Annotated in this window: 12 protein-coding genes; 7 read left to right on the plus strand and 5 right to left on the minus strand. The window is 44.1% G+C overall.

The window, feature by feature from the left end; translation table 11 throughout:
- Positions 1-18: 18 nt before the first annotated feature.
- Positions 19-561: an adenine phosphoribosyltransferase gene (locus tag FTV31_RS10330; protein WP_180014689.1), complete on the minus strand. Its 543-nt coding sequence runs from the start codon at positions 559-561 to the stop codon at positions 19-21.
- Between the two features lie 478 nt (positions 562-1,039).
- On the opposite strand from FTV31_RS10330, the gene rubA reads away from it, so the two are divergent.
- The 5 genes from rubA to FTV31_RS10355 all read left to right on the plus strand — a co-directional run bounded on the left by rubA (position 1,040) and on the right by FTV31_RS10355 (position 5,220).
- Entirely contained in the window at positions 1,040-1,204 is a 165-nt protein-coding gene (gene rubA, locus FTV31_RS10335) for a rubredoxin RubA (protein ID WP_004783011.1), read from the plus strand.
- 88 nt (positions 1,205-1,292) lie between these two features.
- Positions 1,293-2,471, plus strand: a complete 1,179-nt coding sequence (gene rubB / locus FTV31_RS10340) for a rubredoxin reductase RubB (protein WP_180014690.1) — start codon at positions 1,293-1,295, stop codon at positions 2,469-2,471.
- Positions 2,472-2,528: 57 nt separating this feature from the next.
- Positions 2,529-3,467 carry an esterase EstB gene (gene estB, locus FTV31_RS10345; protein WP_218948714.1) on the plus strand — a complete coding sequence of 313 codons (939 nt, stop codon included), beginning with the start codon at positions 2,529-2,531 and terminating at the stop codon, positions 3,465-3,467.
- 13 nt (positions 3,468-3,480) lie between these two features.
- Positions 3,481-4,380, plus strand: coding sequence for a LysR family transcriptional regulator OxyR (gene oxyR, locus FTV31_RS10350; protein WP_180014692.1), 900 nt, complete (start codon positions 3,481-3,483; stop codon positions 4,378-4,380).
- A gap of 243 nt (positions 4,381-4,623) precedes the next feature.
- Positions 4,624-5,220: a response regulator transcription factor gene (locus FTV31_RS10355; protein ID WP_180014694.1), complete on the plus strand. Its 597-nt coding sequence runs from the start codon at positions 4,624-4,626 to the stop codon at positions 5,218-5,220.
- Between the two features lie 48 nt (positions 5,221-5,268).
- Here the strand turns inward: FTV31_RS10355 and ppk1 are convergent, their stop codons facing one another.
- A complete protein-coding gene (ppk1, locus tag FTV31_RS10360) occupies positions 5,269-7,350 on the minus strand; it encodes a polyphosphate kinase 1 (RefSeq protein WP_034704182.1) in 2,082 nt (693 codons plus the stop codon).
- Positions 7,351-7,461: 111 nt separating this feature from the next.
- The gene (gene mtgA, locus FTV31_RS10365; RefSeq protein WP_175967054.1) at positions 7,462-8,136 is read right to left on the minus strand and encodes a monofunctional biosynthetic peptidoglycan transglycosylase; all 675 of its coding nucleotides are present in this window, start codon (positions 8,134-8,136) and stop codon (positions 7,462-7,464) included.
- A gap of 77 nt (positions 8,137-8,213) precedes the next feature.
- On the opposite strand from mtgA, the gene FTV31_RS10370 reads away from it, so the two are divergent.
- A complete protein-coding gene (locus FTV31_RS10370) occupies positions 8,214-9,044 on the plus strand; it encodes a rhomboid family intramembrane serine protease (protein WP_180014696.1) in 831 nt (276 codons plus the stop codon).
- A gap of 3 nt (positions 9,045-9,047) precedes the next feature.
- Here the strand turns inward: FTV31_RS10370 and FTV31_RS10375 are convergent, their stop codons facing one another.
- Positions 9,048-11,543, minus strand: coding sequence for an ABC transporter permease (locus FTV31_RS10375; protein WP_180014698.1), 2,496 nt, complete (start codon positions 11,541-11,543; stop codon positions 9,048-9,050).
- A 1-nt stretch (position 11,544) separates the two neighbouring features.
- Positions 11,545-12,270, minus strand: a complete 726-nt coding sequence (locus FTV31_RS10380) for an ABC transporter ATP-binding protein (RefSeq protein ID WP_180014700.1) — start codon at positions 12,268-12,270, stop codon at positions 11,545-11,547.
- Positions 12,271-12,281: 11 nt separating this feature from the next.
- On the opposite strand from FTV31_RS10380, the gene FTV31_RS10385 reads away from it, so the two are divergent.
- The gene (locus tag FTV31_RS10385) at positions 12,282-12,911 is read left to right on the plus strand and encodes an arylesterase (RefSeq protein WP_180014702.1); all 630 of its coding nucleotides are present in this window, start codon (positions 12,282-12,284) and stop codon (positions 12,909-12,911) included.
- Positions 12,912-12,918 lie beyond the last annotated feature (7 nt).

Raw genomic sequence — 12,918 nt, forward strand, 5'->3', positions numbered from 1 at the left:
TTTTTTGATGATCCAGACTTAAGCAACTGCAGCTTCAGGCTGAGATTTATCATCAAGTACTGACCAGATGTCCAAGCCTAATTCACCGTGTAAATCTGGCAGATCAAGGAAGATGCTCGCACCTAGAACCTGATGCTGACATTTTTCAGCCAATTCATGAACTGCTTTCAATGTACCGCCAGTTGCCAGTACATCATCCACAATAATCACTTTTTGTCCCTGAACTTCTGCAGACATTTCCAGACGGTCCAGGCCATATTCAAGGCTATAACCTACACCTACGACTGGAGGCGGCAATTTACCTGCTTTACGAACCAGTAATAAGCCTTTGCCCGTACGCTGCGCCAACAGGCTTGCCAGCACGAAACCACGTGCTTCCACTGCCACAAAGCTGTCTACTTCAGCAAGCTTTTCTTCAGGAATGCTGGCAATCAAAGCCTCAGTTAATGGACCTAGATTATTCATGAATAATGGAGTCAAATCGAAGAAACAAATGCCTGGTTTTGGAAAATTCTGGACAGTACGAATGTGAGACCACAGAGAAGTAGACAAATTGCTCATGGGAGATCTTTAAACAAGGAAAGGAATAGGTGAATTTTAAACTAAATTAACAATGTGTAACAACAACGATTGTGCAATATTAAAGCAAAAAATAACAATAAGTTATTGATTTAAATATATAAGTTTATTTTAAAAAATATTTAATAAAGACTAGACTAAGTCTAAGTTAACTGATTTTAATCATTTTTTCTGCCCGACTTTGGTCTACAACTTAAAATCTAAGCCAGAAGCGTGTTTTATAAAACTAAATATACAACTCTTTGCCTAACCTTAAATATATTTCTAGTAATGAAATACCTAGGGACTGCCCTTTCTGCTGTTAATTTCACTGATTAAACTTTTATTCGCTTTACTTTATGAATAGAACTGCGTAAAAATTTAGCCAAATATGTTTACTATTAAAAGTCATATTCTTTAGGGTCTTGCCATTTGTGGATTTTAAGCTGACAGCTACAGTTGGTCAGTTTTGGAGAGTTATATGAAAAAATATCAATGCATCGTTTGTGGATGGATTTATGACGAGGCAGAAGGTTGGCCTCAGGACGGAATCGTTCCTGGAACCAAATGGGAAGATATTCCTGATGACTGGACTTGTCCGGATTGTGGTGTTTCTAAAGTCGATTTTGAAATGATTGAAATCTAATCATGTTCTTTTAAAGACCATATTCAATGGTCTTTTTTATGTCCTTTATACCTGAAAAAAACTAATTTAAAAAAGCATGGAGAATCGTATGCATCCTATCGTCATCATTGGTTCGGGCATGGCGGGTTATGCTGTTGCCCGTGAGTTTCGCAAACTCAACCCAGACCATGAACTTGTCATGATTTGTGCTGATGATGCGACTAATTATGCAAAACCTACGCTTTCTAATGCTTTAGCAGGAAACAAAGCGCCAGAACACATCCCTTTGGGTGATGCAGAAAAAATGTCAGCACAGCTGAAAATGCGCATCGAAAAAAATACCTGGGTCAAAGCCATTCATCCTGAACAGCATCAGCTCACTTTAGAAAAAGACGGTCAGGAAAGCACACAGGATTATTCTAAACTGGTACTGGCTGTAGGTGCCGATCCGGTACGCCTGGCCATTGCTGGTGATGCGAGCGACGATATTCATATGGTGAATAACCTGACTGACTATAAAGCTTTCCGTCATAATCTGGCAGCCCGTGAAGATAAACGCGTAGTAATTTTAGGCGCAGGCCTGATCGGCTGTGAATTTGCCAATGATTTACAACATACTAATCATCAGGTCACCGTGATTGATCTGGCACCCCAGCCTTTAGGTCGCTTATTACCCTCTCATGTCGCAGATGCTTTCCAGCAAAATCTTGAAGAGACAGGCATTCATTTTGTATTAGGAACAACAGTTGAAAAAGTCTCTAAAGTTGAAAATGGTGACTATCTGGTAACACTTGCCAATGGCCAATCAGTAGTTGCTGACGTGGTGCTCTCTGCTGTGGGCTTACAACCGAATATTTCTGTCGCAAAAGAAGCCGATATTCATACCAGTCGCGGGATTCTGACCAATACAAAACTAGAAACCAATCAACCGGACATTTATGCAGTAGGCGACTGTGCGGAAGTAAATGGAATGCTTTTGCCATATGTCATGCCAATCATGCAGCAGGCCCGCGCCCTGTCTAAAACATTGAATGGCGAACATACTGCAGTCCATTATCCAGCAATGCCTGTTGCGGTAAAAACGCCAGCTGCGCCATTGACTGTCCTTCCTGCTCCGGTTGATGTCGAAGTAACTTGGGAAAATGAAGAGTTTGATGACGGTATGCTGGCCAAAGCCTTTGATGCCAGCGGTACTTTGCGTGGATTTGTCCTGCTTGGTGCCACTGCTGCCAAACAACGCCTGGCATTGACCAAGCAGGTTCCTGACTTGATTCCAGCTACAGTTTAGATGTTTAATACAAAGGACATTTTTTAAGCGAAATGTCCTTTAATCAGGAAATACATCATGCACAGTGCCCTGCAGTTCAATCATTCCCCTTATACCGCGTTCATGCGTGAAACCAAGGTCGATCTTGGCAATGGCATTGAATTGCACGTGGAAGTCGGCGGAAATCCTGAACACCCGACCATTCTGCTGATTATGGGGCTTGGAGCACAGATGCTGTACTGGCCTGATTTCTTCTGTAAATCACTCATTGATCAGGGCTATCATCTGGTGCGTTTTGACAACCGGGATATTGGTTTATCTTCCAAAATTCACCATAAAGGGCCTCGCTTAAACACTTTAAAAATGATGAGCCGTTTTGTACTGGGTTTAGGCAATCAGGGCGCGCCTTATACGCTGTACGATATGGCAGATGATGTACATCTTCTGATTGAAAAAATGGGACTGGGTCAGGTCTATGTGCTCGGTGCCTCTATGGGCGGCATGATTGCCCAGATTCTGGCCGCACGTTATCCTGACAAAGTTAAAAAAATGGGTTTACTGTTTACCAGTAATAACCAGCCACTGTTACCTCCGCCTTTTCCAAAGCAACTCTTTAGTTTAATTGACAAACCCGCTTCCACAGATGAAGATGGCATTGTCGATCATAGCTTGAAGCTGTTTAATATTATTGGCTCGCCGGGTTATGTGAATCATCTGGAAACGATTCAGACCGCCCGTAAGTTATATAAGCGAAGTTACCATCCAGCGGGTGTACTTCAACAGTTTTTAGCAATATTATGTACGGGTTCATTGCTGCAACTGGACAAGCAAATCCAACAAGAGACCCTGGTGGTTCATGGTGCTCGTGACAGATTGCTGCCTCCTAGTCATGGTAAGGCTGTTGCAAAAGCAATTTCAGGGGCTAAATTTGAATTAATTGATGGAATGGGGCATGATATCCCTCCGCATTTTATTCCATATCTTAGCGAATTATTTGCTGATCATTTTAAATCATAAACATTAGGACACTATGGCTGCATTACCATCCCTAAGACAGCTGTCATACCTCGTAACACTGTCTGAGACGCTGCATTTTACAGAAGCTGCTCGCCGCTCATTTGTTACCCAGTCAACTTTGTCTGGCGGTATTATGGAGCTGGAGCGTTTACTCGGTGGCGTTCTTGTTGAACGCGATCGCCAGAATGTACGTTTAACGCCGCTTGGTGAACAAGTGGTTGCACGTGCCCGTGTTCTACTGGCTGATGCTCAGGACTTAATGCGTTTAAGTCGTGAAATGAGTGAACCATTAACCGGTGATCTGCATCTTGGCGTTATTCCAACCATTGCTCCTTTCATCCTGTCGCAATTTCTGGATGAAGTGCATCAGCAGCTACCGAAAATTCAGCTACATTTACATGAAGCTCAAAGTGAGAAAATTGTAGAGAAACTGGAGCATGGTAATCTGGATATGGTGGTGCTAGCGCTGCCTTTCGATACCCGTAGTCTGAAAGTTGCTGAAATTGCCAAAGAGAACCTGTATCTGGTGCATCACAAATCTGACCAGAATGCGGCTCAAGCCAAATCTCTGGAAGATCTGGATCTGTCTCGCCTGATGCTTCTGGAAGAAGGACACTGCTTGCGTGATCATGCATTGAGTGCCTGTCCGATTGGTGAGCGCAAAAATGATCATCGCCTGAAAGCGAGTTCATTACCGACGTTGATCGAAATGGTGTCTGCTGATCTTGGTTTTACCCTGTTGCCAGAAATTGCGCTGCATACCAATATGATCAAAGCCAATCCGGATCTGCGTATTAATCCAATTAATGCTGCACCAAGCCGTACTCTGGCGTTGGTCACTCGTAAGAGCACACCGCTACAAAGCGAATTCGATGTGTTATTACAAATTTTGCAAAAAATTACTGCCCCATGATGCAGCTTAATTAAGCCCTAATAAAAAAAGGAGCACTTAGATTGCTCCTTTTTTCTTGCCTGCATTTTCTGATAAAGTAAATTTTTATACATTCAGTTAATTAAAATGATCCAAAAATCAATTTTTCAAACTTTAACTATTTATAATATATAAAAATTAAATCCCTATTTCTTGGGATTGGCATTGAGAATAATTTAAGCCAAAATACATCTGTATATTAATTACTCTCAGGATAAGATTTCTTTGGCCTCATTTTTGCCCGCACCCGTATTATTGGTGCAACCTTATCCACCACCGCTCTCTTCCAATCTTGATCTTGCATTGCTACAGCTCGGTTATCAACCAGATATGCTGTCCTATACCGATCATCTGTCTGCTCGATTCCATATTGAACAGTATCTTCCCAATCTAGTGTTATATGAGATTCATGAGAAAGCACAACTTAAGAATCTTAATATAATTCAAGCACGAATCCAGATTCCTCATCTGATTGCAGTTTTAGCTGATGATTCACCTGAAATGATCGATTTATTCTTGTCATCTGGCGTGGATCGATATCTGATTGCTGCGCATCCTGTTTCGAAAATAGTGGCAAGCCTGAAAATTATCCTACGCGGTGGTTCCGATTTACATCCTGAATTAGCCCGTTATTTATTGAGTCAAGAAACAAAGATAAATCTTTTAAATCAGACTGAAGTACAGATGTTAAAGTATTTTAGCCAAGACCTGACTTTGGCCGAAATTCAAAACAGATTAAGTCTGCACGATTACCAGATTTATGCTGCTATTCGCAAAATCTATCAAAAACTCGCGAATCCATTTATCCATTCTCAAAATTAACAAAATATAAAAAAGGCTGAATTATCAGCCTTTTTAGTTTGCATAGAGTTATTTAAAGGTTTCCAGCAAGGTACGCTGTGCATTATGCGGTTGTTCACCTTCTGCAACTTGGGCACGCACCCAGGTTCCATCTCCTTGTAACAACCAGGCCTGTTGATTGTCTTTCAGGTAATTTAATAAACCTTGCTGGTAAATGCGTTTCTTTAATGCTTCGTCTTCAATCGGGAAACAAGCTTCTACACGATTAAACAGGTTGCGGTCCATCCAGTCCGCGCTTGAGCAATAAATCCGAGAATTACCATTATTGCTAAAATAAAACACGCGTGTATGTTCCAGGAAACGGCCGACGATTGAACGTACCCGGATATTCTCTGAAAGTCCCGGCAAGCCTGGACGCAGACAGCAAATCGAGCGGATAATTAGGTCTATCTGTACACCTGCTTGAGAAGCTTCATACAGTTTATTGATCAGTTGCAGCTCAGTTAAAGCATTGACCTTCACGATGATCTGGGCTTTCTTGCCCGCTTTGGCATTGGCAATTTCATTATCAATATAGTTGATGAGCTGGGCATGCAAGGTAAATGGTGCATGGAGCAGCTTTTTCAGCTTGGCCATTTTCCCCATTCCGGTCAATTCCTGGAAGATACGATGCACATCTTCACACAGATCCTTGTCCGTGGTTAACAAGCCATAATCGGTGTAAATCCGCGCATTGCCCGCATGATAATTCCCGGTTCCCAGATGCACATAACGCACCAGCTTGTTATTTTCTCGGCGTACCACCAGAATCATTTTGGCATGGGTTTTATAGCCGACGATGCCATAGACTACGACAGCACCAGCTTCTTGCAGCACATTGGCGACTGCAATATTGGATTCCTCATCAAAACGAGCACGCAGCTCAATGACTGCAGTAACTTCCTTACCGTTACGGGCCGCCTCTGCCAGCACCTGCACGATCTCGGAATCTGGACCACTACGGTACAGTGTCTGCTTGATCGCCAGTACCTGAGGGTCTCGTGCCGCTTCACGTAACAGCGTAATCACTGGTGCAAAAGATTCAAATGGATGATGTAGCAAAATATCCTGCTTCTGCATGGCACTGAAAACATTTTCAGATTTCTTCAGTACTTTAGGCAGAATTGGCGTATGTGAATCATAACGTAGATGTGGACGTTTGAAGTTGGACAGTAACCGCGCCAGATTAACCGGTCCTGCCACTTTATAGAGCTGTTCTTCATCCAGATCAAATTCTTCCAGCAGATATTCATAAATATGCTGCGGACAATTTTCAGTCACTTCCAGACGGACTGCACGACCAAAACGGCGCGAACTTAGCTCACCTTTTAAGGCTTTGGCCAGGTCTTCAACATCTTCATTTAAGGCCAGATCGGCATTCCGGGTAACACGGAACTGATAGCAGCCAGTCGCGGTCATGCCCGGGAACAGGTCAGACACATGTTCATGAATGATGGCGGATAACATCACATGATGTTCTTTACCATCAGTCAGTTCATCCGGTAAACGCACAACACGTGGCAATGAACGTGGCGCAGGAACAACCGCAAGATCAATCTGACGGCCAAAGGCATCTTTCCCTTCGAGCGTCACAATAAAATTCAGGGATTTATTCACCAGACGTGGGAATGGATGTGCCGGATCAAGGCTAATAGGCGTAAGAACTGGAGCAACCTGTTCCTGAAAATATTTTTTCACCCAGGCCGATTGTGCCGGTGTTAGCTCTCCACGGCGCAAGAAGCAGATATCTTCCTCACGCAGTTTAGGCAAAATCTCTTCATTTAAAATACGGTACTGACGCTCAATGGCGGCATGTGCAGTTTCGGCAATCTGCTCTAATACTTGTTTTGGCGTCAAACCATCTGGACTGCGGCTTTCATTGCCCAAATCCAGTTGTTCCATGACGCCAGCTACACGAATTTCAAAAAACTCATCCAGATTACGTGAAAAGATCAGTAGAAAATTCATGCGTTCCAGCAAAGGATGCAGAGGATCGACCGCCTGTTCCAGCACTCGCAAATGGAAATCCAGAATAGACAGTTCACGATTAATGTAACGATCATTATAAGTATATTCGGTTGGTGCCGAAGTCGTACTGGCTGCCGTATTCATATCAAACCTACGCTATTTTCAAGTCTTGCTTATTGCTTTTAGTATGCTTCAAATTAATGACATTTTCATAAAAAAAGCCCAAATATTTGGGCTTTATCTTGATATTTTTATTTAAGGGATTTCGGCATAGCGCATATAACGCTGAATCATACGTTTACGTGCTTTTAGTGCGGATGCATTACGATGATCTTCAAAGTATTTTGGATTGGTGAGAATCGCTGCCAGGAAGATGGCCTGATCACGGGTCAGGCTCTCTGCGGTCTTACCGAAATAATGTTTGGCTGCGGCTTCTGCCCCGTAGATATTGTCTCCAAACTCGATCGAGTTTAAATACACTTCCAGAATACGCTCTTTAGACCACATGCGTTCCATCATCCAGGTCGCGACAGCTTCCTGACCTTTACGCAGGAATGAACGCTTGTTGACGAGGAACAGGTTTTTAGCCAGCTGCTGGGAAATGGTTGACCCTCCTGCCACAACACGGCCTTCATTCTTGTTACGGCTGAGTGCAGTCTGAATACCATCCCAGTCAAAGCCATGATGGTGCATGAATTTTCCATCTTCTGCTGTCACTACCGCCCGTTTCAGATTGGTACTGATTTCATCATAAGGGCGCCACTGATGTTGAATGGGTTTGGAAGGTTCAGTCCAGTAATCAATCCGCATCATCATGGTGGTATTTACCGGATTGGTTCGCCACCAGGCTAAACTTGCAAAAATCCACAGTTGAACAAGTAGAATCACACTGACAATCACGAGAAAGGTGCGGGTCAGAAAGGCTTTCATGTCAGTGCGTTACTCCTGAAAATTCAATTTTTCGTGTTAAGCTTATTCGAAATATACAATCACAGCAAAAAAATAGCATGCCTGAATATTCTCCCCCAACAACACATCGCAAACTTGAAATGCAGCTCTGGTGGATGACCGCACTCCTGATCTGCATCAATGTCGGCCTGTTTGGCTGGCAGGTTCTGAATGGAATGGACATCACACAGCCAAGTTCTCCAGATGCCATTCGCTGGGGGGCAGATTATGCACCTTTAACGTATTTAGCGGAACCCATACGCCTGTTTAGTAGCATGTTTTTTCATTTTGGCTTAATTCACCTGATGTTGAATATGTGGGCACTGTATATTTTTGGTAGTGTCGCTGAACAAATTTTTGGCCGGGTCTATTTCATAAGTCTTTACATTTGTGCCGGTCTGATGGGCAGTTTACTCAGTGGTTATATGAGCATCCAGGACAGTTATGCCTTAATCGAAGGCGGTGTAGCCAATCCAGGCTTATTGCCGGGTGTTAGTGCGGGTGCTTCAGGTGCAGTCATGGGTCTCGGTGCCTCACTGACTGTTCTATCTTTACTGCCAATGTTGCCCCGTCAGCCTTTTATTCTGGATAAAAAGACGCTGGTGATGATCATGGGTCTTAACCTGGTGATGGGTTTTATGATCAGCGGAATTAATAATGCCGCACATATTGGCGGCATGATCATGGGGGCCGGACTAACAGCACTCTGGTATCTTGGTCAAAAAATGCAGCGTGGCCTTTTGGTCAGTCTGGTTGCTTTACTGCTCGGCGTCGCTGCCTGTGTCGTGCTGTATCAACATAACCTGGCCCTGCTTGAACCGATCCGCCCACTCTGGCAAGAAATTTTACAAATGCTACAACAGCAATTGGCGGATCAACCCGTAAGATAAATCTTATTGATTCATCTCACGCAGGCTTTGTAAAGGTGGAATCTCGGAAAGATAACTCAGACGATAACGCCCGATCAGGGTACATAATACAGTCATAAACACAGGCAGGATAATCCAGATTTCCCAATGAGGCTGGATGATCAGATCCATCTTATAGCTGGCAATGGCGCTGATCACTTCTGCAAACAGACATGAAACAATACCGGCGAATAGTCCGATAAAACCGATTTCCAGACTCATCATGGTTTTCAGCTTCTGTTTGGAACTACCCAAAGACCGGAGCAAAGCCACTTCACGTTTACGTTCATCCATGAGCAGGTTTAGACAGGCCATCAGTACCAGAAAACCGGATACACTGACCAGCACAGCCAGAATGGTAATGATCTGTACCAGCACATTCACAATTCGTTTGATTTCTTCCAGAATCAGGCTGACATCAATGAATACGGTATTGGAAAAACGCTGAACCAGATTCACCAGTTTATCTTTGTCTGTTTCCGGTACATAGAAGCTGCCCAGATAACTGCCCGCATTGGCATCCATAGTATTCGGTGCAAAGATAAAGAAGAAGTTTGGACTAAAACTCTCCCACTCTACCGTTCTGAGATTCACCACTTTGGCTTCGAGTATGCCTTCAGGCAGGCTAAAGCTGAGCTTATCTCCCAGTTTGATGCCCAGCTCTTGTGCAGTATTGGCTTCGACCGAAACCTCACCCGGCTGTTTCAATCCTGCCTCCCCCTGAACAATCACATTATCCTGAGGATAGCGATCCGACTGGGTCAGATTCAGTTCACGTCTTAAGGTATTACTCTTTTTGACCAGTTCAGCAGCAAAAGGATGATCATTTTTCGCTACCAGGCGCCCGCGAATATTGGGATAAAGCGGCGTGCTTTTCCAGCCATTCTGTTCTAACTGAGCTTTTAAGTCAGGCATATCAAAAGGCGGCAGACCATAGACAAACTGGTTGGGTGTCCCTTCCGGCAACTGTTGCTGCCATCGATCAAGTAAATCTGTACGCAGTACAGCCAGCACACTAATCAAGCTGAGTCCTAAAGCTAAGGCAGTAATCTGTAAAGCGGTCTGATACGGTGTCCGTACATAGGCAGACAGATTGAATTTCAGATTACGCAGCAGTTTTAAAATACTCCAGACCGTAAAATACAGAACAGCACAAAGCAGAATAATGGCCCCAATCACCCAAGCTGTCAGCACGATATTTTCCGTTAAAATCACACTGAAAATAATCAGACTTAAGGTTCCGGTCAGTAACATCCACAACATCGAATGGACGGATTTTTCCTGCTGACGAATGACCCGAATCGGAGGAGTATTTAAGAGTTGAAACAGACTCGGCATGACAAAGCCCAGTAACACCACTGCACTGGTCAGCATGGCAATTGGCAAGGGCCCCAGCAGCATCGCCGTAGCAGAGAACTCAAGCTGCAAGTTTGGAATAAGCTGTAGCATGAGCTGCAGCAAGCCATAACCCAATGCAACACCTATCACACTACCAATCAGCATGGCGATTAAAAGCACTAACCCTAGCAAAGCCAGATAAGCCGCTAAAATCTGATTTTTGGTCGCGCCAATACAGCGCATCAAGGCAATATGATCCTGGTTCTGCTGTACATAACGCTGCGCAGTTAAAGCAATGGCAATCCCGCATAATAAAATGGTGAGAATATTGGCCAGTTGCAAAAAAGTATCCAGATTGGCAATTGGCTTCATTAAACGGGTATTGCCTTCGCTGGCATTACGCAAGCGTAGACTGCCCTGCTGTTCCAGTTCTTGTCCCTCAACCTCAGCATCTGCTTCATCTGAAGTCCCATTTTCAGATTTTATCTTCTGCTTGAACCAGGTTTCATATTGCCGGGTATCGGCTGGATTGCCTGCCATTAATAAACGATAATCGATCCGGCTACCGACCTGAATCGCATTGGTGCGCGCCACTTCAGACTGAGCAATAATCACAGTCGGCGAAAAGCCAGAAAAACCCAGCTCCTGATTAGAATCCTGCTCGATTTTTGCAGTAACTTTAAATTTAGCATCGGCGATATTCAGTTCATCACCCAGTTTGACCTTGAGCAGATCCATGGCCCGTGAACTCAGCCAGATTTCCCCCGCTTGGATTTTGTCTGCTGCAGGTTGAACCCGTAGCTCTCCTCGTAAAGGAAAAGCCTGATCAATGGCTTTAACATTCACCATGACAAACTGATCATTGGTATAAGCCATCGTACTGAAAAATGTGACTTCGGATTGCTGTAAATCTAGCTGCCTGGCCTGGTCACGCCATTCCTGGGCTAGCGGTTCATTATCAGACAGCACCAAATCTCCAGCCAGCATTTCGGCTGCCTGTAAAGCAACGGCGTTCTGAATCTGTTCATTACTAAACTTCAGCGCCGTAGTGGCACTAATCGCTAAGGTTAGCGCGATGATTAGCAGATAAATCCCTGTCGTGTTAAAACTTTGTCTGAATAAAGGATGAAACAGATGCTGCATATCAGCCTCCACTCGCATGTTTAATCAGCTGACCATTGACCAGTTCAAAATGACGCTGGCATTGTCGGGCCAGATCAGGATCATGGGTAACCAGAACCAGCGTAGTGCCTAATTCACGATTTAACTGAAAGAGCAGCTGTTCGATTTCTTGGGCAGTTTCCCCGTCCAGATTACCTGTCGGTTCATCAGCAAAAATGATTTTAGGTTCACTGACCAGTGCACGGGCAATAGCGACACGTTGCTGTTCTCCACCCGACAGCACTTTCGGTGTTTGCTGAGCCTGACGGTCTAATCCGACTTTTTGTAGCAATGCCAGCGCCTTTTGTTCGGCATGGCTATATTTAAAATCTGGCTGTAAACGTAAAGGCAGCATGACATTTTCAAGTGCCGTAAGATGAGGCAGAAGTTGGAAAGACTGAAATACAAAGCCAATATTTTTTAGCCGGACTAAAGCACGCTGTTCTTCATTCAAGTTCGATACCAGCTCACCACAAACGGTTAACTGCCCCGAACTGGCCTGATCCAAAGTGGCCAAAATGCCCAGTAAAGTCGACTTTCCTGAACCGGAACGTCCGGTAATGGCGACCTGTTCTCCAGTCAAAATTTCCAGCGAAAGATCTTCAAAAATAGTCAGTTGTTTTTGTGAAAGTTGTATCTTTTGTGTCAATTTCTGGGCAGAAATAATCGCTTGTGGCATGATGGTCGAATCGTTGCTGCTTTGAATCATACGTGTCCTATATGAAAGATCTAAATCAGAAAAATCGTGTATTGCCTTGCCTGGTATTCTTTGGACTATGCCTGATTCCTTTTAGTCTGTCGGCAAAGACCATTATGATTGTGGGTGACAGTATAAGTGCTGGTTATGGCATGCAACCACAGCAAGGTTGGGTACATTTATTACAAAAGCGTTTGGATCAACACTATCCGAAACAGCATAAAGTGGTCAATGCAAGTGTGAGCGGTGAAACCACCAGTGGTGCCTTGGCAAGGCTGCCGAAACTGCTACAGACGCACCGTCCAGATATTGTGGTGATTGAGCTTGGCGGGAATGATGGCCTGCGTGGGCAGCCACCCCAAATGATTCAAGAAAATTTAGCAGCTCTGGTACAGCAGAGCCAGAAAGCCAAGGCGAATGTCATTGTTTTTGGAATGAAAATGCCACCAAATTATGGTCAGGCATATAGCAAGGCTTTTGAAAATAACTATAAGGTGGTCAGTCAGCAGTATAAGGTCAAATTACTACCCTTCTTTATGCAAGGTGTCGCTGGCAATAAAGGCCTGATGCAACAGGATCAGATTCACCCTAATGCCAAAGCCCAAACTATTTTATTAAATAATGCTTATCCTTATATTAAAGGCGCCCTCTAAGGCGCCT

It is taken from the genome of Acinetobacter sp. YH16031, from assembly GCF_013417335.1.
In the GTDB taxonomy this organism is placed as follows: Bacteria; Pseudomonadota; Gammaproteobacteria; order Pseudomonadales; family Moraxellaceae; genus Acinetobacter.

Coding starts and splice junctions, on each gene's coding strand:
- FTV31_RS10330 (WP_180014689.1), bottom strand. CDS start 561: ATGAGCAATTTGTCTACTTCTCTGTGGTCTCACATTCGTACTGTCCAG.
- rubA (WP_004783011.1), top strand. CDS start 1,040: ATGAAAAAATATCAATGCATCGTTTGTGGATGGATTTATGACGAGGCA.
- rubB (WP_180014690.1), top strand. CDS start 1,293: ATGCATCCTATCGTCATCATTGGTTCGGGCATGGCGGGTTATGCTGTT.
- estB (WP_218948714.1), top strand. CDS start 2,529: ATGCACAGTGCCCTGCAGTTCAATCATTCCCCTTATACCGCGTTCATG.
- oxyR (WP_180014692.1), top strand. CDS start 3,481: ATGGCTGCATTACCATCCCTAAGACAGCTGTCATACCTCGTAACACTG.
- ppk1 (WP_034704182.1), bottom strand. CDS start 7,350: ATGAATACGGCAGCCAGTACGACTTCGGCACCAACCGAATATACTTAT.
- mtgA (WP_175967054.1), bottom strand. CDS start 8,136: ATGAAAGCCTTTCTGACCCGCACCTTTCTCGTGATTGTCAGTGTGATT.
- FTV31_RS10370 (WP_180014696.1), top strand. CDS start 8,214: ATGCCTGAATATTCTCCCCCAACAACACATCGCAAACTTGAAATGCAG.
- FTV31_RS10375 (WP_180014698.1), bottom strand. CDS start 11,543: ATGCAGCATCTGTTTCATCCTTTATTCAGACAAAGTTTTAACACGACA.
- FTV31_RS10380 (WP_180014700.1), bottom strand. CDS start 12,270: ATGATTCAAAGCAGCAACGATTCGACCATCATGCCACAAGCGATTATT.
- FTV31_RS10385 (WP_180014702.1), top strand. CDS start 12,282: ATGAAAGATCTAAATCAGAAAAATCGTGTATTGCCTTGCCTGGTATTC.